The sequence below is a fragment of the Xanthomonas sp. GW genome, assembly GCF_014236815.1.
In the GTDB taxonomy this organism is placed as follows: domain Bacteria; phylum Pseudomonadota; class Gammaproteobacteria; order Xanthomonadales; family Xanthomonadaceae; genus Xanthomonas_A.
Genome location: NZ_CP051189.1, coordinates 2446918 through 2468028, shown reverse-complemented (window position 1 = coordinate 2468028; position 21111 = coordinate 2446918). Strand labels below are relative to the sequence as shown.

At 67.0% G+C, this 21111-nt stretch carries 20 protein-coding genes; 8 read left to right on the top strand and 12 right to left on the bottom strand.

The features are described 5' to 3' along the window. Positions 1–52: 52 nt before the first annotated feature. From HEP73_RS10395 to ndk, 4 genes are read right to left on the bottom strand one after another with little or no spacing between them, the layout of a single operon-like run. Positions 53–916 carry a helix-turn-helix domain-containing protein gene (locus HEP73_RS10395; RefSeq protein ID WP_185816304.1) on the bottom strand — a complete coding sequence of 288 codons (864 nt, stop codon included), beginning with the start codon at positions 914–916 and terminating at the stop codon, positions 53–55. Continuing rightward, a complete protein-coding gene (locus HEP73_RS10390) occupies positions 913–1695 on the bottom strand; it encodes a tetratricopeptide repeat protein (protein ID WP_185823374.1) in 783 nt (260 codons plus the stop codon). Before HEP73_RS10390 ends, HEP73_RS10395 begins: the two co-directional genes overlap by 4 nt. Positions 1696–1717: 22 nt before the next feature. Next, positions 1718–2923 carry a 23S rRNA (adenine(2503)-C(2))-methyltransferase RlmN gene (rlmN, locus tag HEP73_RS10385; RefSeq protein WP_458309665.1) on the bottom strand — a complete coding sequence of 402 codons (1206 nt, stop codon included), beginning with the start codon at positions 2921–2923 and terminating at the stop codon, positions 1718–1720. Between the two features lie 9 nt (positions 2924–2932). After that, positions 2933–3358 carry a nucleoside-diphosphate kinase gene (gene ndk, locus HEP73_RS10380; RefSeq protein ID WP_002812972.1) on the bottom strand — a complete coding sequence of 142 codons (426 nt, stop codon included), beginning with the start codon at positions 3356–3358 and terminating at the stop codon, positions 2933–2935. A 223-nt stretch (positions 3359–3581) separates the two neighbouring features. Here ndk and HEP73_RS10375 point away from each other — a divergent pair, with 223 nt between their 5' ends. From HEP73_RS10375 to HEP73_RS10365, 3 genes are all read left to right on the top strand, one after another. Further along, entirely contained in the window at positions 3582–4214 is a 633-nt protein-coding gene (locus tag HEP73_RS10375) for a TetR/AcrR family transcriptional regulator (protein WP_185823096.1), read from the top strand. A gap of 59 nt (positions 4215–4273) precedes the next feature. Beyond that, entirely contained in the window at positions 4274–6646 is a 2373-nt protein-coding gene (locus HEP73_RS10370; RefSeq protein ID WP_185823095.1) for a 3-hydroxyacyl-CoA dehydrogenase/enoyl-CoA hydratase family protein, read from the top strand. A 161-nt stretch (positions 6647–6807) separates the two neighbouring features. Next, complete coding sequence (locus HEP73_RS10365) at positions 6808–8013, top strand: acetyl-CoA C-acyltransferase (RefSeq protein ID WP_185816301.1); 1206 nt, start codon at positions 6808–6810, stop codon at positions 8011–8013. 124 nt (positions 8014–8137) lie between these two features. Here HEP73_RS10365 and galU read toward each other — a convergent pair whose 3' ends face one another. The 8 genes from galU to cmk all read right to left on the bottom strand — a co-directional run bounded on the left by galU (position 8138) and on the right by cmk (position 16486). Further along, positions 8138–9034, bottom strand: a complete 897-nt coding sequence (galU, locus tag HEP73_RS10360) for a UTP--glucose-1-phosphate uridylyltransferase GalU (RefSeq protein WP_185816300.1) — start codon at positions 9032–9034, stop codon at positions 8138–8140. Next, positions 9034–10944, bottom strand: coding sequence for a polysaccharide biosynthesis protein (locus HEP73_RS10355; protein WP_185823094.1), 1911 nt, complete (start codon positions 10942–10944; stop codon positions 9034–9036). Before HEP73_RS10355 ends, galU begins: the two co-directional genes overlap by 1 nt. Before the next feature lie 17 nt (positions 10945–10961). Then, positions 10962–11933 (bottom strand): MraY family glycosyltransferase, encoded by a 972-nt coding sequence (locus HEP73_RS10350; protein ID WP_185823093.1) that lies wholly within the window; start codon positions 11931–11933, stop codon positions 10962–10964. Further along, positions 11934–13115 carry a lipopolysaccharide assembly protein LapB gene (gene lapB / locus HEP73_RS10345; RefSeq protein WP_179564944.1) on the bottom strand — a complete coding sequence of 394 codons (1182 nt, stop codon included), beginning with the start codon at positions 13113–13115 and terminating at the stop codon, positions 11934–11936. Between the two features lie 6 nt (positions 13116–13121). Continuing rightward, positions 13122–13421: a LapA family protein gene (locus tag HEP73_RS10340; RefSeq protein WP_185816297.1), complete on the bottom strand. Its 300-nt coding sequence runs from the start codon at positions 13419–13421 to the stop codon at positions 13122–13124. Positions 13422–13512: 91 nt separating this feature from the next. Next, positions 13513–13818, bottom strand: a complete 306-nt coding sequence (locus HEP73_RS10335; RefSeq protein WP_179564946.1) for an integration host factor subunit beta — start codon at positions 13816–13818, stop codon at positions 13513–13515. 78 nt (positions 13819–13896) lie between these two features. After that, positions 13897–15576, bottom strand: a complete 1680-nt coding sequence (gene rpsA / locus HEP73_RS10330; protein WP_185816296.1) for a 30S ribosomal protein S1 — start codon at positions 15574–15576, stop codon at positions 13897–13899. 238 nt (positions 15577–15814) lie between these two features. Continuing rightward, positions 15815–16486, bottom strand: a complete 672-nt coding sequence (gene cmk, locus HEP73_RS10325) for a (d)CMP kinase (protein WP_185823092.1) — start codon at positions 16484–16486, stop codon at positions 15815–15817. A gap of 172 nt (positions 16487–16658) precedes the next feature. Between cmk and ykgO the strand changes: the two genes are divergently transcribed. From ykgO to HEP73_RS10300, 5 genes are all read left to right on the top strand, one after another. After that, on the top strand, positions 16659–16784 hold the full coding sequence (gene ykgO, locus HEP73_RS10320) for a type B 50S ribosomal protein L36 (protein WP_005913193.1): 126 nt from the start codon (positions 16659–16661) through the stop codon (positions 16782–16784). Between the two features lie 128 nt (positions 16785–16912). Then, positions 16913–17242: a hypothetical protein gene (locus tag HEP73_RS10315; protein WP_185816294.1), complete on the top strand. Its 330-nt coding sequence runs from the start codon at positions 16913–16915 to the stop codon at positions 17240–17242. Positions 17243–17373: 131 nt separating this feature from the next. Then, positions 17374–18411: an agmatine deiminase family protein gene (locus tag HEP73_RS10310; protein ID WP_185823091.1), complete on the top strand. Its 1038-nt coding sequence runs from the start codon at positions 17374–17376 to the stop codon at positions 18409–18411. Between the two features lie 318 nt (positions 18412–18729). Continuing rightward, the gene (locus tag HEP73_RS10305) at positions 18730–19632 is read left to right on the top strand and encodes a carbon-nitrogen hydrolase (protein ID WP_185816292.1); all 903 of its coding nucleotides are present in this window, start codon (positions 18730–18732) and stop codon (positions 19630–19632) included. Positions 19633–19700: 68 nt separating this feature from the next. Continuing rightward, positions 19701–20996: a TraB/GumN family protein gene (locus HEP73_RS10300; RefSeq protein WP_458309664.1), complete on the top strand. Its 1296-nt coding sequence runs from the start codon at positions 19701–19703 to the stop codon at positions 20994–20996. The last annotated feature ends 115 nt before the right edge of the window (positions 20997–21111 follow it).

The window sequence follows — 21111 nt, the reverse complement described above, 5'->3', positions numbered from 1 at the left end:
CCCGCCGCAACGACGGGACATGGAATGTTGAGATTGAGGAACCGCGCCGCCGTCACTCGGACGCTGGCACCACGGAACCGTCAGAGGATACCGCAAAGCGGGCCACGTTCGCGCGCTTGTACGGAGTCAGATCCACGGTACTACCGGATTGCTGAACCTGGACCGCCGACGCATTGCCAAGCACGATGCGGCCCACTTGACCCGGCGCGTAGTCGCGCTTTTCGCCGGCTTTCAGCAGCGCCTTTTCCAGCGGCGTGCCGTCCGGGGCGATGATCTGCACCCAGCTGTCGCCCTGGAACGACAGGCTCAGGCCAGGCTTTTCCGCCTCGCTGGAGGCGCGCGGCAGCGGCGTCAGCGAGGCGATGTACGGCGCCGCAGGCGGCGCGGGGCGATTGCCCGACGCGGCGGCCGGGGCCGGGTTGCCGCCGGCGCCGGCCGTCGCGGGCTGCGCGGCATCGCCCGGAGTCGCCGGCACCACGTCCAGCGACGCGGTGCTCGGGCCGTCGTCGGCGAAATGGGTGCGGGTCGCGTACCAGACCGGCACTGCCAGTCCGGCAGTGATCACCACGTACACCATGCGCCGGGTCGCGCTCTCGAGCATGCGCCGCAGCGGCGGGGTATGCGTATGGCTGATCAGCTCCACCGGCTGCACCGGCGCGATCTGCGCGCTCTCCAGCAGCGGCCCCAGGTCCACCCCGAGCAGGCGCGCGTAGCTGCGCAGCTGGCCGCGCACGAACACCGGCGCGCCGAGGCTATGCCACTGTTCCGCTTCCAGCGCGCTGATCACGCGCACCGGCATGCGCAAGCGGCCACCGACCTCGTCGATGCTCAGGCCCGCCGCTTCGCGCGCTTCGCGGAGCTGTTGCCCGCAACCTTTGGCGCCGTCGAAAGCGTTCGGATTGGAATCACTGATCACAATGCACTAGCCCCGGGAGTCGTGGTCGCGGCATCGGGAAACTCCTTGCGCAACCGCTGTTGGTAACGGCCGGCAGCAGCCATGTCGCCCAGCCCTTGTTCAATCTGAATAGCAAGTTGTAACACGGATACCGTGGCCGGCGCAGCCGCCAGACGCCGCTCCGAGAAGGCCCGCGCCTCGAAAAAGCGCGCCTGCGCCGCTTCGTCGCGCGCCATCGCTTCCAGCGCGTAGGCATTGCCCGGCTCCAGCGCCAGCGCCTTGCGCAGGTCGCGTACGCCGCGCTCGCGCTGGCCGATCTGCAACGCGCAACCGCCGGCATTGGCCAGGGCCGACGCCGGCGTGGCGTAGCCGGGCGCCTGCAGCGCGCGATCGAACCACTGCAGCGCGTCGGCGGCGGCACCGTTCGCGCACAGCCAGGCGCCGTAGTTGTTCAAGGACTCGCCGCGGTTCGGCGCCAGTTCGGCGGCCTTGCGGTAATGCTCGCCGGCCGTGGCCGTATCGCCGCGGCGGCCAGCGGCTACTGCCAGCAGCGTGTGCGCCTGTACCGAATCCGGAGCAAGCGCCAGCGCCTTGCGCGCATGCTCCTCGGCGCCGGCCAGATCGCCGCCGCTGAGCCGGTTGCCGGCCAGGCCGAGTTGTTCCTGCAGCGCGTAGCGCGCCTTGACCTCGCCGCTGTCGCGGAAGTCGTATTCCGGTGCCACCTGCTCGACATTACGCAGCTTGCCCGGCGTGGTGCCGTGCCCGGCGCACGCCGACAACACCAGCAGCGCCGCGGCCAATGCAACGATGGCCAGAAAATGCTTAGGCGGCCGCATCCCGGTCCGCCTGGGTCTGCAACTGGCGCTGGAAGTCGGCCTGGCGCCGGGTGCGATCTAGCACCTGGCCCTTGAGCTGGCCGCAGGCCGCGTCGATGTCGTCGCCGCGCGTGCGCCGCACCATGGTCAGCACTTGCGCATCGAGCAGGATCTTCTGGAACGCGCGGATTTCCGTTTCGCCGGAACGCTCGTAGCGCGTGCCCGGGAACGGATTGAACGGAATCAGGTTGACCTTGCCCGCGTTCGAAGCCTGCACCGCGTTGTCGAACTGGCGCATCAGCCGCGCCAGCTGCCGCGCGTGCTCGGGCTGGTCGTTGATGCCCTTCATCAGCGTGTATTCGAAGGTCACCGATTCGCGGCGCTTGTTGGCGCGCAGGTAGCGCGCGCACGCGGCCATCAGCTCGGCGACCGGGTATTTCTTGTTCAGCGGCACCAGCGTCTCGCGCAGCGCGTCGTCGGCCGCATGCAGCGAAACCGCCAGCGATACGTCGCTCTCGGTGGACAGGCGATCGATCATCGGCACCAGGCCGGAGGTCGACAGCGTGACCCGCTTGTTGGCCAGGCCGTAGCCCAGATCGTCGCGCATCACGCTCATCGCGCGCACGACGTTGTCGAAATTCATCAGCGGCTCGCCCATGCCCATCATCACCACGTTGGTGAGACGGCGCTGCTGGTGCGGCACGTTGCCCAGGTGCCGCGCCGCCACCCACACCTGGCCGATGATCTCGGCGGTGGACAGGTTGCGGTTGAAGCCCTGGGTGGCAGTGGAACAGAACGTGCAATTGAGCGCGCAGCCGACCTGCGAGGACACGCACAGCGTGCCGCGGCCCTTGTCGGGGATGTACACGGTCTCGATCGCGTTCTTGCCGTCGCTGCCCATGGCCAGCAGCCACTTGTGGGTGCCGTCGGTGGAAGGCTTGTCGAACACGATGTTGGGGACGACGACCTCGGCATGCTGCTGCAGCTTGGCGCGCAGCGCCTTGCCGAGGTCGGTCATCAGGTCGAAGTCGGTGACGTAGCGATGGTGAATCCACTTCATCACCTGGTGGGCGCGGTAGCGCGCTTCGCCGAGCGTGTCGGCGAAGAAACGCTCCAGGCCCTCGCGATCGAGGTCGAGCAGATTCTGCTTGGTCGCGCCGCCGGTCCGGATCGGATCGGCGAGCGCCAACGGAGTGTGGACGACCTCGTTCACGATGACCTCTTAGCGCGAAACCACTTCGGTGGCGGCGAAGAAATACGCCACTTCGTTGGCGGCGTTCTCGACCGAGTCGGAACCGTGCGCGGCGTTGGCATCGATCGAGTCGGCGAAATCGGCGCGGATGGTGCCCGGCGCGGCGTCCTTCGGGTTGGTGGCGCCGAGCAGGTCGCGGTGCGCGGCCACGGCGTTCTCGCCTTCCAGCGCCTGGATCATCACCGGGCCGGAGATCATGAACTCGACCAGCGCGTTGAAGAACGGACGCTCGCGGTGCACGGCGTAGAAGCCCTCGGCCTCGCGGCGCGACAGCTGCTTGTACTTGGCGGCCACGACCTTCAGGCCGGCCTTCTCGAAACGCGAATAGATCTCGCCGATGACGTTCTTGGCGACGGCATCGGGCTTGATGATGGACAGGGTGCGCTCCAGCGCCATGGGAATTTCTCCGTTGGGCGGGCCACTAGACTTAGATGGCCCGAGGTTAGCATGAAAAAAACCCGCGTCAAAACGCGGGCTTAGCCAGAATTGCGATGGACAATTCTATCCAATCGCAGCGGGCTTTGCACGGCCGCCGGCTGAATCATGCTGCATCGCAACATGACGCGACCGGGCGCCAGGCCTAGACTCAAACAATCGTTTGATTGATTCTGGCGGCCGCATGGCAAAGCAAGCGCACTTCTCGACCAAGGACCGCATCCTCAGTGCGGCCGAGGAACTGTTCGCCCAGCATGGCTTTTCCGGCACGTCGCTGCGCCAGGTCACCAGCCAGGCCGACGTCAACATCGCCGCGGTGAACTACCACTTCGGCTCCAAGGAAAACCTGGTCAACGAGGTGTTCCGGCGGCGCATGGACGAGATGACCGCCGCGCGCCTGGCGCAGCTGGAAGCCGCGCAGCGCCTGCATCCCGGCCAGCTCGGCCCGGTGCTGGCCGCGTTCGTGGAGCCGGCGCTGGCGATGGCCCAGGACCGCCAGAGCGGCGGCGCCTTCGTGCGCGTGATCGCCCGCGCCTACGCCGAGAAGAACGACAGCCTGCGCCAGTTCCTGTCCGACCACTACGGCCATGTGCTGCGCGAGTTCGGCAAGGCCATCGCCGTGTGCGTGCCCGAACTGAGCAAGGAAGAACTGTATTGGCGCCTGGACTTCCTGGCCGGCGCCCTGACCTATGCCATGGCCGACTTCGGCCTGATCAAGCGCCCCGCCGGCGTCAGCGAAGGCGCGCATCGCGCCCACGCCGCGCGCGAGCTCATCCGTTTCGCCGAGGCGGGCTTCCTGGCCCGCTCCGCGCCGTAATTGCGCAAGAACCGTTCTGTCCATATCCCGCAATCGTTGACCCACAGAGGCTGATCGCTATGTCCAACCCCCTGCTAGTCCGCCGTGCCGCCGTCCTGGGCGCGGGTGTGATGGGCGCGCAGATCGCTGCGCACCTGACCAACGCCGGCGTCGACACCGTCCTGTTCGACCTTCCCGCCAAGGACGGCCATCCCGACGGCATCGTGCTCAAGGCCATCGCCAACCTGACCAAGCTGAGCCCCGCCCCGCTCGCCAGCGCCACGCTGGCCGAGGCGATCACCCCGGCCAACTACGAATCGGGCCTGGAGCAGCTGCGCGGCTGCGACCTGATCATCGAAGCCATCGCCGAGCGCATGGACTGGAAACAGGACCTGTACAAGAAGATCGCTCCGTTCGTGGCCGATCACGCGGTGCTGGCCTCCAACACCTCCGGGCTGGGCATCAATGCGCTGTCCGACGTGCTGCCCGAGCAGCTGCGCCACCGCTTCTGCGGCGTGCATTTCTTCAACCCGCCGCGCTACATGCACCTGGCCGAGCTGATCCCGGCCAAGGGCACCGATGCGGCGGTGCTGGAAGGCCTGGAAGCGTTCCTGGTCACCACCCTGGGCAAGGGCGTGGTCTACGCCAAGGACACCCCGAACTTCATCGGCAACCGCATCGGCGTGTTCTCGATCCTGTCCACCATCCACCACACCGCGCAGTCCGGCCTGGGCTTCGACGAAGTGGACGCGCTGACCGGCCCGCTGGTCGGGCGGCCGAAGTCGGCGACCTACCGCACCTCCGACGTGGTCGGCCTTGACACCATGGCCCACGTCATCAAGACCATGGCCGATACCCTGCCCGACGATCCGTGGCACCAGTACTTCGCCTCGCCGAAGTGGCTGGACGCGCTGATCGCCAAGGGCGCGCTCGGCCAGAAGGTCGGCGCCGGCATCTTCCGCAAGGTCGGCAAGGACATCGTGGTGCTGGACCTGCAGAAGCAGGATTACCGCCCGGCCGACCGCAGCGCGGCGCCGGAAGTGGTGGAGATCCTGAAGATCAAGAACCCGGCGGAGAAGTTCGCCAAGCTGCGCGAGAGCCAGCACCCGCAGGCGCAGTTCCTGTGGGCGACGTTCCGCGACCTGTTCCACTACAGCGCCTACCACCTGGCCGATATCGCCGAGACCGCGCGCGACGTGGACCTGGCGATCCGCTGGGGCTACGGCTGGTCGCTGGGTCCGTTCGAGACCTGGCAGGCCGCCGGCTGGAAGCAGGTGGCGCAGTGGATCGCCGACGACATCGTGGCCGGCAAGGCCATGTCCAGCGCGCCGCTGCCGGACTGGGTGTTCGACGGCCGCGACGGCGTGCATGCCGCCGAGGGCAGCTACAGCCCGGCGCGCAACGCCAAGCTGCCGCGCTCGGCGCTGCCGGTGTACCAGCGCCAGCGCTTCCCCGATCCGCTGCTGGGCGAGAAGTTCGCGCCGGGCGAGACCGTGTTCGAGAACGACGGCCTGCGCCTGTGGCACGACGGCGACGACATCGCCGTGGTCAGCTTCAAGACCAAGATGAACACCGTATCCGACCAGGTGCTGGACGGCCTGCAGGAAGCGGTCGGCCGCGCCGAGAAGGACTTCAAGGGCCTGGTGCTGTGGCAGCACAAGGAACCCTTCTCCGCCGGCGCCGACCTGGCCGGCGCGCTGGGCCTGCTGCAGGCCGGCAAGGTCGATGCGTTCGAAGCGATGGTCGCCAATTTCCAGGCCACCAGCCAGCGCATCAAGTACTCGCTGGTGCCGGTGGTCGCGGCGGTACGCGGCCTGGCTCTGGGCGGCGGCTGCGAATTCCAGATGCACAGCGCCAAGACCGTGGCGGCACTTGAGAGCTACATCGGTCTGGTCGAGGCCGGCGTCGGTCTGCTGCCGGCCGGCGGCGGCCTGAAGGAGATCGCGGTGCGCGCCTCGCAGGCGGCCGGCCCCGGCGGCGACGTGTTCGCCGAACTGAAGAAGACCTTCGAGACCGTGGCGATGGCCAAGGTGTCCACCTCGGCGGTCAACGCCAAGGAACTGGGCCTGCTGCGCGGCACCGACAAGGTCGTGTTCAACAGCTACGAGGCGCTTTACATCGCCAAGGCCGAAGCGCGCGCGCTGGCCGAGAGCGGCTACCGCCCGCCGCTGCCGGCACGCCGCATCCAGGTCGCCGGCGACGTCGGCATCGCCACCTTCAAGATGCTGCTGGTCAACATGCTGGAAGGCCGCTTCATCAGCGAGTACGACTACGAGATCGCCACCCGCATCGCCACCGTGCTGTGCGGCGGCGAAGTCGACCGCGGCGCGCTGGTGGACGAGGAATGGCTGCTCAAGCTCGAGCGCAAGCACTTCGTCGAACTGGCCCAGCAGGAAAAGACCCAGGCGCGGATTGGGCACATGCTCAAGACGGGTAAGCCGTTGAGGAACTGAGATTCGGGATTGGGGATTGGGGATTCGCAACCGCGGCTCCCCATCCTCCAACGATTCCCTCCAACAATTCATCCGCCGGGCATAAGTACATTCGGGGCACCGGGATTCGCTTTGACGAATCCCCAATCCCGAATCCCCAATCCCGGCTTTCGGAGAAAGCCATGAGCAAACAGATCCAGGAAGCCTACATCGTCGCCGCCACCCGTACCCCGGTCGGCAAGGCGCCCAAGGGCGTGTTCCGCAATACCCGTCCGGACGACATGCTGGCGCACGTGCTGCGCGCGGTGGTCGCGCAGGCGCCGGGCATCGATCTCTCGCGCATCGACGATGCGATCATCGGTTGCGCGATGCCCGAGGGCGAGCAAGGCATGAACGTGGCGCGCATCGGCGTGCTGCTGGCCGGGTTGCCGAATTCGGTCGCCGGGCAGACCATCAACCGCTTCTGCTCTTCCGGCATCCAGGCCGTGGCATTGGCCGCGGACCAGATCCGCCTGGGCAACGCCGACCTGATGCTGGCCGGCGGCACCGAGTCGATGTCGATGGTGCCGATGATGGGCAACAAGGTCGCGCTGTCGCCGAGCGTGTTCGCCGACGACCACGTCGCCATCGCCTACGGCATGGGCATCACCGCCGAGAAAGTGGCCGAAGAGTGGAAGGTGTCGCGCGAGGACCAGGACGCGTTCGCGCTCGCCTCGCACCAGAAGGCCATCGCCGCGATCGCCGCCGGCGAGTTCCGCGACGAGATCACCCCGTACGAGATCCTGTCGCACCAGCCCGACCTGGCCGGCAACGTCATCGCGCTGCGCAAGCGCCTGGTCGACACCGACGAAGGTCCGCGCCCGGACAGCTCGATCGAAGGCCTGGCCAAGCTGCGCCCGGTGTTCCGCAACGGCCAGTTCGGCGGCAGCGTCACCGCCGGCAACTCCTCGCAGATGAGCGACGGCGCCGGCGCGGTGCTGCTGGCCTCCGAGCAGGCGATCAAGGACTACGGGTTGACTCCCCTCGCCCGCTTCGTCAGCTTCTCGGTCGCCGGCGTACGCCCGGAAGTGATGGGCATCGGCCCGATCGCGGCGATCCCGAAGGCGCTCAAGCAGGCCGGGCTGAGCAAGGACCAGATCGACTGGATCGAGCTCAACGAAGCCTTCGCCGCGCAGTCGCTGGCGGTGATCCGCGACAGCGGACTGGATCCGTCCAAGGTCAATCCGCTCGGCGGCGCGATCGCGCTCGGCCATCCGCTCGGCGCCACCGGCGCGATCCGCACCGCCACGTTGGTGCACGGCCTGCGCCGCCGCCAGCAGAAGTACGGCATGGTCACCATGTGCATCGGCACCGGCATGGGTGCGGCGGGCATCATCGAAGCGCTCTGAATACCGAGCCTCGACCACGAAAAAGGGCAGCCTAGGCTGCCCTTTTTCGTGCGCGGCGGTTTGCGCTGCCGAACCCCGTACGCGACGCGGCGGACCCGCGCGCTCCGGCAGCGTTGCCGCGTTTTTACTTGCTGCCGGCGTCCACGTCGGCCAAGGCGCGACGCATCATGTCCTGGGCCGGCTTGCTCAGCTTCTCGTGGTCCAGCGCATAGCGGATGGTCGCCTCGATCAGGCCGATATGAGTACCGCAGTCGAAGCGGGTCCCCTCGAAACGGTACGCATGCACCGGATCGCTCTCGATCAGCGCGGCGATCGCATCGGTCAGCTGGATCTCGCCGCCGGCGCCCGGCACTGTCTTTTCCAGCAGATCGAAGATCTTGGAGCTGAGCACATAGCGGCCGACCACGGCCAGGTCGCTCGGCGCATCGGCCGGCTTGGGCTTCTCGACGATCGCGGTGATCTTGCCTTCGCTGCCGTCGAACGCCTCGGTCGCGACGATGCCGTAGCTGCCGGTGCTCTCGTGCGGCACGTCCTGCACCGCGATCACGCTGGCGCCGGAACGCTCGGCCACGTCGGCCATCTGCGCCAGCGCGCCCGGACCGCGGTTCCAGATCAGATCGTCGGGCAGCAGCACCGCGAACGGCTCGTCACCGATGATCGGCTTGGCGCACAGCACCGCATGGCCGAGGCCGAGCGCTTCGGCCTGGGTCACGAAAATCGCGCGCACGCCGTTGGGCAGCACATGGCGCACCAGTTCCAGTTGCTCCAGCTTGCCGGCGCGCTCGAGCTTCTGCTCCAGCTCGTAGGCCTTGTCGAAGTAATCCGCAACCGCGTGCTTGTAGCGGTTGGTGACGAAGATCAGGGTGTCGCAACCGGCCTCGATCGCCTCGTCCACGGCGTACTGGATCAACGGCCGATCGATGATCGGCAGCATTTCCTTGGGCACCGTCTTGGTGGCGGGAAGGAAGCGGGTACCCAGACCTGCAACCGGAAAAACTGCTTTGCGGATTCTCTTGCTCATCAGAGCCTTCTGGCCTCGCGTGCGGGGAATGGGACGATTGTAGCGGAGCTATCCTGACCGGCTTGTTGTCGCAGCGGCGCGAATTCGGGCATGGTGGTGCGCAGCACTTTCTCGATCGCGTCGCTGTCGTATTCGGCCACCGCCGCGCGCAGCTGCTGCAGACCCTGCAACACGTTCTCGCGCGAGAAACTGCGCGCACCGGCTTCCAGGATCTTCGGATGCGAGGTGGGGCGATAGTTCTCGTCGGAATAGAACAAGGTCTCGTGCAGCTTCTCGCCCGGGCGCAGCCCGGTGTAGACGATCGCGATGTCGCGCCCTGGCTGCTTGCCGGCCAGGCGGATCATCTGCTCGGCGAGCAGCCGGATCGGCACCGGCTCGCCCATGTCCAGCGTGTAGATCGCGCCGTGCGAGGCCGACGCGGCGGCCTGCACGATCAACTGGCAGGCCTCGGGGATGGTCATGAAATAGCGGGTCACCTGCGGATCGGTCACGGTGACCGGGCCGCCCTGGCGGATCTGCTCGCGGAACAACGGCACCACGCTGCCGGCCGAATCCAGCACATTGCCGAAGCGCACGGTGACGAAGCGCGTGCCCACCGTCTGGTCGTCCAGCGATTGGCACACCATCTCCGCATAGCGCTTGGAGGCGCCGAGCACGTTGACCGGATTCACCGCCTTGTCGGTGGAGATGAACACGAAGGTCGAGACCTTGGCGGCGACGCAGGCGCGGGCCACGTTCTCGGTGGCCAGCACGTTGTTGCGCACCGCCTCGCGGAACTGGCGCTCCAATAGCGGCACCTGCTTGTAGGCTGCGGCGTGGAACACCGCATCCGGCTCGGCGATGCGCATCGCATGGCGGGTCACCGCCGGATCGCCGCAGTCGCCGAGCACGCACTCGATCTCCAGATCGGGGAAGGTGCGATGCAGATCGGCATGGATGGTGATCAGCGCCAGTTCGTCGATCTCCAGCAGCACTACCTTGCGCGCGCCATGGCGCGCGCACTGCCGGCACAACTCCGAACCGATCGACCCGCCGGCACCGGTCACCATCACCGTACGCCCGGACAACCAGCCCTTGATCAGCTTCCAGTCCGGGGTCACCGGCTTGCGTCCGAGCAGGTCCTCGATCGCGACCTCCTTCAGTTCGCCCGGCAGAAAGTGGCCTTCGAGCACGTCGAGCAGGCGCGGCACGGTGCGGAACGGCAACCCGGTGCTTTCGCAGATCGCCACCACCCGCTGCATGCCGGCCGCATCCAGCGACGGGATCGCGATGACCAGCAGCTTGGCCGCGGTTTCCTTGGCGATCGCGCCGGCTTCGTCGATCCGGCCCAGAATCGGCAGGCCCTGCAGCTTGGCGCCATGCAGATGGCCGGCGTCGTCGAGGTAGCCGACCGGGTTGTAAGCGCCGGAACGGCGCAGGTCGCGTACCAGCGCCTCGGCCGCACGGCCGGCACCGACGATCAGCACGCGTCGCGCGGTCTCATCCGAATGCGCGATCTGATAGTCCTTCCATGCGCGGTACAGCAGCCGCGGCGCGCCGAGCAGCGCCGACAGCGCGAACGGATACACCATCAGCACCGACAGCGGGATGGAATCGAAACGGCTGTACGCCAGCCCCAGAACGATCGCGACCAGCCCGTAGAAGCTGGCCTTGAAGATGTTCAACAAGTCCGGAACGCTGGCGAAGCGCCATAGTCCGCGATACAACCCAACCTTCCAGAACACCAGGCCCTGGGCCAACAGCACGATGGCGGTATTGAGATTCCACAACGGCAACGGATGCTCGCCGGGCAGCATTGTGTAGCGCGCCGCATGCAGCAGCTGCCAGCAGATCCAGACGATCACCAGATCGTGCACGACCACGGAGGCCTTGGGGAACAGCTCAGTAAAGCGGTCGCGGATCGAAAGCATCAGTTATCCATGAGAGTTCAGCGCAGTCCCTTGCGCAAAGTCAGCCAAAGTGCGCTCGCCGATAGGTACCAGGCAAACGCCAACCCAACCTGCCCCCCGGTGCGCAACGTTCCACCGAACCAGGCGATTGTAATCGCGACAATGCTGAACAGGGCATAGGCGAAGGTCACAACCGTGTGGCTCCTGCCTGTATGTACCCAACGCTGGTAAAAATGTTGCGCATGCGGTTGCCACCAGCGTTCGCCGGCGAGCATGCGCGACAGCAGCGTGAAGCCTGCGTCGATGACGAACGCGGATATTGGTATCAACAGCAACCATGGCGTGAGCTCGGTCGCAACATTGCCCAGCGCGAACAGCGCGGCGACCAGATACCCCAACGCGCCACTGCCGACGTCGCCGAGAAAGATGCGCGCCCGCGGATAGTTGAACGGCAGGAAGCCGGCGCAGGCCACGATCAGCACCCAACACGGCCAGCGCAGCGGCGCGGGCAGCAAGACGGCGAAACCCAGCGCCACCAGCATCGCCTGGCTGGTCGCCAAGCCGTTGATGCCGTCCATGAAGTTCCAGATGTTGATCAGCGAGATCGTCGCCAGCCAGGTCAGCGCGGCCAGCCAGGGATTCTGGTGCAATCGGTAGACAAGCCCGGCCAGCAGCGTGGCGGCCAGCGCATGCACCAGCAGCCGCAGCGCGGCCGACAGCGGGCGGTGATCGTCCCACCAGCCGATGCCGGCGACCAGCACCAGTCCGCCAGCGAACGCCGCGATGGCCATGCCCTGCTGCGGCCACAGCGTCGCCGAATACGCGCAGGCCGCCAGCACCGCGGCGACGATCGCCACACCGCCGCCGCGCGGCGTCGCCACCGCATGGCTGCGCCGCTCGCCGGGCGCGTCCATCAGCTTGCGCTTGAGGGCATAGCGGCGCGACAACCAGGTCCCGACCGCGCTGAACGTCGCCAGCGCGGCGAGCAGCACCCACCCTGCCACCTGCATCTACACCACCGCGTAGTTGAGCAAGGGCTTGACCGTGCCCCACTCCTTGCAACTCGGGCATTGCCAGTGATGGGTGCGCGCGCCGAAGCCGCAGCGCGTGCAGCGGTAGCTGGGATTGCGCACCAGCAACTGGTCGGTGATGTGCTTCAGGTCCTGCAGGGTCGCGGTGGAATCGGCGCCCTCGGCCAGGGTCAGGTCGATCAACGCCGACTCGCCGCGCACCGACGGCCGATCCTTCAGCTGCCGCCCGAGGTAGGCGCGCGCCGCAGACACGCCTTCCTGCGACTCCATCAGCCGGGTCAGCGCCAGCACCGGGGCGATGCCGCGATAGTGCTCGGTCATTTCCGACAGGAAGGCGCGCGCGCCGCTGAGATCGTTGCCGCGGCGGCGATAGCAATCCATCAGCGCCGGCATGATCTCCGGCAGGTAGTCCGGGTCGTGGCGCGCGGCGCGTTCGAAGGCACGGATCGCGGCCTCGTCGTTGCCGTCGTCCACATCGATGCGCCCTTCCAGGATGCCGGCGCGCACCGAGGTGGCGTCGGCCTGGTAGGCGCGCGCGATCGCCGAGCGCGCCAGCTCGGGCTTGCCGGATGCGCGGTAGCGGTCGGCCAGTTCGCATTCGAACTGCGCGATCAGCTTGCCCATCGGCTCGCCGGTCACGTCTTCGTAGCGGGTGGCGTTGTCGATCGCTTTTTCCCAGTCGCGCTCGGCCTGGTAGATGCCGATCAGGTGCTTGAGGGCCTGCGGCGCGCGCTGGTCGATCTGCGCCAGCTCGGTGAACACGGTCTCGGCGCGGTCCAGCAGGCCGGATTTCATGTAGTCCTCGCCCAGCGCCAGCAAGGCCTGCACGCGCTGCGGATCGCTGAGATCGGCGCGTTGCACCAGGCCCTGGTGCAGGCGGATCGCGCGGTCGACTTCACCGCGGCGGCGGAACAGGTGACCGAGCGCGACCTGGGTCTCGAAGGTTTCCTTGTCCAGTTCGGCGATGTGCAGGAACAGCTCGATCGCCTTGTCCGGCTCTTCGTTGAGCAGGTAGTTCAGGCCGCGGAAATACGTGCTGGAAAGCCGGCTGACCTGCGTGTCGCCGTGGCGCTGGCCACCGCGGCGGCCGATCACCCATCCGCTCAGCGCCGCCAGCGGCAGGAACAGGAAGAACCAGAACCACTCGGTCAGGAAGTCCATCGAAGATCAGCGTCCGTCCACAGGCGGGGTATAGGTCGGTACCGGTGCGACGACCGGCGCGGCAGCGGCGATCGCGGCCTTGTTGGCGCGGCGCAGCTTGGCGTACAGCGGGATCACCAACGTGGCCAGTACCAGCGCCGCGCCGATCACCACGCCGGCGAACAGCGAAACGATGATGGCGATGCCGGAGGTGGTGTTGATGCCGGCGACACCGAAATTGATGACGATCTGCTGCGAATTCAGCGATCCGATGACCAGACCGGCCAGCAGGAACACCAGCAATATCAGCAGACGGGCAATTTTCATGAAGCTCTCCAGCGTCGGGAGACACTAGATTAGCCGAACAGGCGCGGGTTCCGGGAAAGTCCGGGTCGCGAAAGCGCAGGCTCGGAGCGGATCAGGGCGTGTCGGACTCGACCGGAACGACGCCGCTGACGCGTTCGCGCAATTCCTTGCCAGGCTTGAAATGCGGCACGTGCTTGCCGGGAAGCGCGACGGACTCGCCGGTCTTGGGATTGCGTCCCAGGCGCGGCGGCCGGTAATGCAGGGAAAAACTGCCGAAACCGCGGATCTCGATGCGGTCTCCGCCGGACAGCGCGCTGCCCATCATTTCCAACAGCGATTTCACCGCCAGATCGACGTCGTCCGCCTTCAGATGCGCCTGCTTGCGCGCCAGGATTTCGATCAGTTCGGACTTGGTCATTCGGATTCGTGCGGTGGGGTCGCAACCCGGCACGGCCCGGATCAACCGGGCCGTGCCAGAAACGCTGCGTGTGGCGGATTACTCGGACTTGTTGCCGTTCAACTGCGCACGCAGCAGCGCGCCCAGCTGGGTGGTGCCGCCCGACGCGGACTGGTATTCCTCCAGCACTTCGCGCATTTCGGCATCGTCCTTGGCCTTGATCGACAGCTGCAGGGTGCGGCCCTTGCGGTCCATGCCCACGAACTTGGCTTCGATCTTGTCGCCGACCTTCAGGTGCTGGGTCGCATCGTCGACGCGCTCGTTGGCGATGTCGCGCGCGGCGACGTAGCCCTCGATGCCGTCGGCCAGGTCGATGGTGGCGCCCTTGGCGTCCACTTCACGCACCACGCCCTCGACCTTCGAACCCTTCGGATTGGCCGCCATGTACTGGCCGAACGGATCCTGCTCCAGCTGCTTGACGCCCAGGCTGATGCGCTCGCGCTCCGGATCCACCGCCAACACCACGGCTTCCAGCGTGTCGCCCTTCTTGAAGTTGCGCACGATGTCTTCGCCGGTGGTGTTCCAGCTGATGTCCGACAGGTGCACCAGGCCGTCGATGCCGCCGTCCAGGCCGATGAAGATGCCGAAGTCGGTGATCGACTTGATCTGGCCGGACACCTTGTCGTTCTTCTTGTGGGTGGCCGCGAAGGTTTCCCACGGATTGGCGGCGACCTGCTTCATGCCCAGCGAGATGCGGCGACGCTCCTCGTCCACGTCCAGGACCATGACCTCGACCTCGTCGCCGACCTGCACGACCTTGGACGGGTTGACGTTCTTGTTGGTCCAATCCATTTCCGACACGTGCACCAGGCCTTCCACGCCCGGCTCGATCTCGACGAACGCGCCGTAATCGGTGACGTTGGAGACCTTGCCGTACACGCGGCTGTTGGCCGGGTAACGACGCGCGATGTTGTCCCACGGATCCTCGCCCAGCTGCTTCAGACCCAGCGAAACGCGGTTGCGCTCGCGGTCGAACTTCAGCACGCGCACGTCCAGCTCGTCGCCGACGTTCACGACTTCGGACGGATGGCGCACCCGCTTCCAGGCCATGTCGGTGATGTGCAGCAGGCCGTCGATGCCGCCCAGGTCCACGAACGCGCCGTAATCGGTCAGGTTCTTGACCACGCCCTTCAGGATCGCGCCTTCCTGCAGCTTGTCCATCAGCTGCTCGCGCTCTTCCGAGTGCTCGCTCTCGACCACGGCACGACGCGAGACCACCACGTTGTTGCGCTTGCGGTCCAGCTTGATGAGCTTGAACTCCAGCTCCTTGCCTTCCAGGTAGGCCGGGTCGCGCACGGGGCGCACATCGACCAGCGAACCCGGCAGGAACGCGCGGACATCCTTGATGTCCACGGTGAAACCACCCTTGACCTTGCCGCTGATGCGGCCGGTGATGGTCTCGTTCTTTTCCAACGCTTCTTCCAGCTCGTCCCACACCATCGCGCGCTTGGCCTTCTCGCGCGACAACACGGTTTCGCCGAAGCCGTTCTCGAGCGAGTCGAGGGCGACCTTGACCAGGTCGCCTTCGGCGACGTCGATCTCGCCAGCGTCGTTACGGAACTGTTCGATCGGCACGATGCCTTCGGACTTCAGGCCGGCGTTGATCACCACCACGTCGCCGCGGACTTCCACGACGATACCGGTGACGATGGAGCCCGGCTTCAGCTTGGCCAGATTGGTTTGACTGGCTTCGAACAGTTCGGCAAATGATTCGGTCATTGAAATTACTCTCGTGGACACACGGACAGTGCGTTTCTTCTGGAAACGGCGAACTGCCCACCTGGTTAGTCGGCCCAAACCGCGGCCGGGTGTGAAATGGGAAAAACCGCAGCGCGACATTGCGCGGCGGAGCGTGGAACAACGGTAGTGCGGCGTTACGTGTGAAGCGGATTGCGGATACATCGCCTGGATGCCACCGAAGCGGCGCCATGCTGCTGCCCTACTCCCGGCGCGGCCCTCAGGTGCGCAGCAATTCCAGGACGCGGCCGACCACCTGTTCGATGTCCATGCCCGTGGTATCCAGGAGGACGGCATCGTCTGCCGGCTTCAGGGGCGCCACCGAACGTTGGGCATCGCGTGCGTCGCGGGCCATGATCTCGCGCAGCAGGTCGTCGAATATAACGGAAACTCCTTTTTCCTTCAACTGGTTATGCCGGCGCATGGCGCGCTCCTCGGCACTGGCGGTCAGGAACACCTTGTACGGGGCATCCGGGAAAATCACCGTACCCATGTCGCGGCCGTCGGCGACCAGCCCCGGCAGGCGCCGGAAGGCGCGCTGGCGCTGCTTCAGCGCCGCGCGCACCTCCGGAATCGCGGCGATCGCCGAGGCCACCGCGCCGGTGGTTTCCAGCCGCAGCTCGTCGGTGGCGTCGACCTCGTTGATCCTGACCCGCAGGCCGCCGCCGGCCACGTCCTCGAAGGTGACATGGGTATCGAAGGTGCAGCGCACCAGCGCCGCGGCGTCGGAAATGTCCAGGTTGGCCCAGCTAGCGGCCACGCCGACCGCCCGGTACAGTGCGCCCGAATCCAGGTAATGCCAGCCCAGCTTGCCGGCGACGATGCGGCTGACGGTGCCTTTGCCGGCCCCGGAAGGGCCATCGATGGTCAGGACGGGAGCGGGGTCGTTCATGCGGTTCCTCGGACGGGGGGCGGCGCATTGTAGCCCCGGCGCCGGCCGGGCTGGCGCAAGCAGTTGAAACCATGAAGAAAACCAGGCTATACTCGCCGGCTTACTGATCCAGCGACGTGGTTTCGCCACGCCGTACCCTTCTCTAATCCACAAGTTTACGCCGAGGTGTGCCATGAAAGTCCTGTCCTCCCTGAAGTCGGCGAAGACCCGTCACCGCGACTGCAAGGTGGTCCGCCGCCGCGGCAAGGTTTTCGTGATCTGCAAGTCGAACCCGCGTTTCAAGGCTCGCCAGCGCTGATCCGACGACGGCCCGCCCTGCGGCACCGCGCGCACGGTTGCGGGTCATCGACGAAAGCCGCCTTCGGGCGGTTTTTTGTTGCCGAAATTTGCTGTAATCGCCGTTCGTCCTCTGGAGAGCACACCGTGATGAAGCACCGTCTGTCCGTACTGCCGCTGCTGGTCGTCCTGGGCCTGGCCGGGGGCGCCCACGCCGAGACCCTGCTGGTCGAGCGGGTCAAGCAGGAACCCGTGGCGGCGATGCCGGCGCGCGGGCTGAGCATGGGCGAGGTCGAGGCGCGCTACGGCGCCCCGCAGTCGAAGCTGGAACCGCGCGGCGGACAGAAGCGGCAGTGGCCGACGATCAACCGCTGGGTGTATCCGGCCTTCACTGTGTACTTCGAGAAGCACAAGGTGGTGGACGTGGTCGCCAACAAGGCCGATGCCAACGAGGTTGGACCCAAGCCTGCGATTCGGTGATGCGAGTTGGTATGCGAGTCCCTCGCAAGAGTTTTTATGCGAGTCCCTTCGCAAGAGCCCGCACATCCATGTGCGGGGATCAAATGAAAAGCCTGAGCTTCGGCTTGGGCACGACGTGAGTAGTGGTCGCAATGACTGATCGCCTTCGCCTTCCCGCGGAATGGGAGCCCCAGTCCGCCATCCTGATCGCCTGGCCGCATGCCGGTATCGACTGGGCCGAGCGCCTGGCCGAGGTCGAGGAGACCTATATCGCGCTGGTCGCGGCGATCGTGCGCTACCAGCGCGTGCTGATCTGCGTCGCCGATGCCGACCTGCAGATCTACGCCGAGGCGCGGCTGCGCTCGGCGCGGGTCGACATGCAGCGCGTGCGGTTCGTCGAGGCCGAGTACGACGACACCTGGCTGCGCGACTCCGGTCCGATCACCCTGGCCCGGGACGGCGGCGGTTTCCAGTTGCTGGACTTCCGCTTCACCGGCTGGGGCGGCAAGTTCCAGGCGAGCCGCGACGACCAGTTGGTGAGCGCGCTTGCGGCGCAGCAGCTGTTCGCCGGCAGCGACGTGCGCAGCATCGATTTCGCGCTGGAAGGTGGCGCGATCGACAGCGATGGCGCCGGCACCCTGCTGACCACCTGGCAGTGCCTGCACGAACGCCATCCGCAGCGCTCGCGCGAATCGCTGAGCCATGACCTGGCCGACTGGCTGGCGCAACAGCGCGTGCTGTGGCTGGACCACGGCTACCTGGAAGGCGACGACACCGACGCGCATATCGACACCCTCGCCCGCTTCGCCAGCGAAGACGCGATCGTCTATCAGGCCTGCGACGACGCCGGCGATTCGCATTACGCCGAGCTGCAGGCGATGGGCGCCGAACTGGCCGCGTTACGCACCGCCGACGGTCGCCCGTACCGGCTGTTCCCGCTGCCGTGGGCGCAGCCGGTGCTCGACCACGGCCGGCGCCTGGCCGCGTCCTATGCCAACTTCCTGATCGTCAACGGCGCAGTGCTGATGCCGGCCTATGGCGATGCGGCCGATATGCAGGCGCAGGCGGTGATGGCGCAGGCGTTCCCGCAGCACGAAATCGTGCCGATTCCGTGCCGCGCGCTGATCTGGCAGAACGGCAGCCTGCACTGCATCACCATGCAGTTGCCCGAGGGCGTACTGGCCGCCTGATCCGCGTTCGCTGATCGAAGGCGCATAAGCATAGGATCGACTGCAGGCTTTCGCCGGGTCGCACCGCCCCGCAGGAATCGCCATACGCGCCGCCGGAGAACTCCGCTCCCGAGGCGGCGATGGCGGCAGAACGCCGGGATTCCGATCCCTCTGTGGAACTCGGGCAGCGCACCGCATTCGGCGTCGCGCGGCGCTGGCGCCTTCAACACCGAGCCACCGGAACATGCCCACGCCGCGCCGGGCGGCATTCATCTGCCGGGAACCTGCCGCGGCGCCATCCGCGTTACCATGCGCGCTTTCGCCGACCATCCTTCCGCAATGAGCCGAAACACTCTTTCCGTCGCGCTGATCCAAGAGCGCAACCATGGCGATGCCGCGGCGAATCTGGCGGTCATCGAATCGCGCGTGGCCGAGGCCGCGGCGCAGGGCGCGCAGCTGGTGCTGCTGCAGGAATTGCACAACGGCGCCTACTTCTGCCAGCACGAGTCGGTTGACGAATTCGACCTGGCCGAGCCGATTCCCGGCCCCAGCACCGAGCGCCTCGGCGCGCTGGCCAAGCGCCACGGCGTGGTGCTGGTCGCGTCGCTGTTCGAGCGCCGCGCCGCCGGCCTGTACCACAACACCGCGGTGGTGTTCGAGAAGGACGGCAGCCTGCTCGGCAAGTACCGCAAGATGCATATTCCGGACGATCCGGGCTTCTACGAGAAGTTCTACTTCACCCCGGGCGATCTCGGCTTCACCCCGATCCAGACCTCGGTCGGCCGCCTCGGCGTGTTGGTGTGCTGGGACCAGTGGTATCCGGAAGCGGCGCGGCTGATGGCGCTGGCCGGCGCCGAACTGCTGCTGTATCCGACCGCGATCGGCTGGGATCCCAGCGACGAGCAGGCCGAGCAGGAGCGCCAGCGCGACGCCTGGATCCTCAGCCATCGCGGCCATGCCGTGGCCAACGGCGTGCCGGTGCTCAGCTGCAACCGGGTCGGCCACGAAGCCTCGCCGCTGGCCGCCGATGGCGTGGTGGGCGCGGCCGGCATCCAGTTCTGGGGCAACAGCCACGTGCTCGGCCCGCAGGGCGAGTTCGTCGCCGAAGCCGGCGCCGAACCGACCGTGCTGGTCTGCGACGTGGACCTGCAGCGCAGCGAGCACGTGCGGCGGATCTGGCCGTTCCTGCGCGACCGCCGCATCGATGCCTATGGCGATCTGCTGAAGCGCTATATCGACTGACGCGCCGCACCTGCGGCAGCTGCAAGCCCAAGACCTGCCGCACCCCGGCGCCGACCAGGCGCCCTTCGATGAGTGATGGAATGAACGAACTTTCCCAGGCCGGCGACGACGCCCTGTTCGCCGGCCAGCCGTACCGCATCGTCGAGCGCGATGGCGTGCGCTACACCCTGCTCGGCACCGCGCATGTGTCGCTGGCCAGCGTCGCCGCCGTGGAACGGGCGATCGACAGCGGCCGCTTCGATGCGGTCGCGGTGGAGCTGGACCCGCAACGGCTGCAGGCGCTGACCGACCCGGACGCGCTGACCAAGCTGGACCTGGTGCAGGTGATCCGCAAGGGCCGGGTGGCGTTGTTCGCAGCGAACCTGGCGCTGGCCGCCTACCAGCGGCGCCTGGCCGAGCAACTGGGCATCGAACCCGGCGCCGAACTCAAGCGCGCGGTGCTGCTGGCGCGCGAGCGGCAGCTGCCGGTGTACCTGATCGACCGCGAGGTCGGGCTGACCTTCAAGCGCGCTTCCGGCCGGCTCGGCTTCTTCGGCAAGCTCAAACTCGGCAGCGGCCTGCTCGGCGGGCTGTTCGCCTCCGACGAGGTCGGCGAGGCGGAGATCGAGAAGCTCAAGCAGGGCGACATGCTCGAGGCCAGCTTCGGCGACTTCGCCAGCGAAAGCCCGGCGCTGTACGACACCATCATCGCCGAGCGCGACCGCTACATGGCCACCCGCCTGCGCGAGGAACACGCGCAGCGGACCGCGCCCAGCCAGACCCCGATCGCGACCCCGGACTATCTGGATAGCGCACGCGCCGAGGGCATCCGCGACGTGCTGGCGGTGGTCGGTGCCGGCCATCTGGCCGGCCTGGCCAGGCACCTGCAGGACGATCAGGACGATCCGGCCACGTTGCGCAAGACGCTGGAAGACGTGCCGACCAAGAAAAAGGTGCCGTGGATCACCCTGACCCTGACCGCGCTGGTGCTCGGCGGCGTCGCCTGGGGCTACTGGCGCGGCGGCTTCGCGCTGGGCACCGACCTGCTGCTGCAGTGGGTGCTGTTCACCGGCGGCCTGGCCGGGTTGGGCTGCCTGCTGGCCGGCGGCCATCCGCTGAGCATCATCGCCGGCGCCATCGCCGCGCCGCTGAAGCCGTTCCGGCCCGGCGTGCCGGCCGGTGCGTTCAGCGCACTGGTCGAGGTGCACATGCGCAAGCCGGCCTACGGCGACTTCCTGGCGCTGCGCGACGACGCGCAGAACCTGCGCGGCTGGTACCGCAACCGCGTCTCGCGGGTGGTGCTGACCTTCCTGCTGACCAACCTCGGCAGCATGATCGGCGTGTGGCTGGCGGGATTCCGCATCTTCGGCAAGCTGGCCGGTTGAGCGCAACGCGGCGGCAGGGCCACATGCGCCCTGCCCCATCGCATGACCACCGTGTCGTTAAACAGTGTGGGAGGGGCTTCAGCCCTGACGCGGTAAGGCGTCGAGGCTGAAGCCC

Bases quoted from the DNA above. Each gene is read 5' to 3' on its own strand.
- ndk (WP_002812972.1), bottom strand. From the start codon at position 3,358: ATGGCGCTGGAGCGCACCCTGTCCATCATCAAGCCCGATGCCGTCGCC.
- HEP73_RS10375 (WP_185823096.1), top strand. From the start codon at position 3,582: ATGGCAAAGCAAGCGCACTTCTCGACCAAGGACCGCATCCTCAGTGCG.
- HEP73_RS10370 (WP_185823095.1), top strand. From the start codon at position 4,274: ATGTCCAACCCCCTGCTAGTCCGCCGTGCCGCCGTCCTGGGCGCGGGT.
- HEP73_RS10365 (WP_185816301.1), top strand. From the start codon at position 6,808: ATGAGCAAACAGATCCAGGAAGCCTACATCGTCGCCGCCACCCGTACC.
- galU (WP_185816300.1), bottom strand. From the start codon at position 9,034: ATGAGCAAGAGAATCCGCAAAGCAGTTTTTCCGGTTGCAGGTCTGGGT.
- HEP73_RS10355 (WP_185823094.1), bottom strand. From the start codon at position 10,944: ATGCTTTCGATCCGCGACCGCTTTACTGAGCTGTTCCCCAAGGCCTCC.
- HEP73_RS10350 (WP_185823093.1), bottom strand. From the start codon at position 11,933: ATGCAGGTGGCAGGGTGGGTGCTGCTCGCCGCGCTGGCGACGTTCAGC.
- lapB (WP_179564944.1), bottom strand. From the start codon at position 13,115: ATGGACTTCCTGACCGAGTGGTTCTGGTTCTTCCTGTTCCTGCCGCTG.
- HEP73_RS10340 (WP_185816297.1), bottom strand. From the start codon at position 13,421: ATGAAAATTGCCCGTCTGCTGATATTGCTGGTGTTCCTGCTGGCCGGT.
- HEP73_RS10335 (WP_179564946.1), bottom strand. From the start codon at position 13,818: ATGACCAAGTCCGAACTGATCGAAATCCTGGCGCGCAAGCAGGCGCAT.
- rpsA (WP_185816296.1), bottom strand. From the start codon at position 15,576: ATGACCGAATCATTTGCCGAACTGTTCGAAGCCAGTCAAACCAATCTG.
- cmk (WP_185823092.1), bottom strand. From the start codon at position 16,486: ATGAACGACCCCGCTCCCGTCCTGACCATCGATGGCCCTTCCGGGGCC.
- ykgO (WP_005913193.1), top strand. From the start codon at position 16,659: ATGAAAGTCCTGTCCTCCCTGAAGTCGGCGAAGACCCGTCACCGCGAC.
- HEP73_RS10315 (WP_185816294.1), top strand. From the start codon at position 16,913: ATGAAGCACCGTCTGTCCGTACTGCCGCTGCTGGTCGTCCTGGGCCTG.
- HEP73_RS10310 (WP_185823091.1), top strand. From the start codon at position 17,374: ATGACTGATCGCCTTCGCCTTCCCGCGGAATGGGAGCCCCAGTCCGCC.
- HEP73_RS10305 (WP_185816292.1), top strand. From the start codon at position 18,730: ATGAGCCGAAACACTCTTTCCGTCGCGCTGATCCAAGAGCGCAACCAT.
- HEP73_RS10300 (WP_458309664.1), top strand. From the start codon at position 19,701: ATGAGTGATGGAATGAACGAACTTTCCCAGGCCGGCGACGACGCCCTG.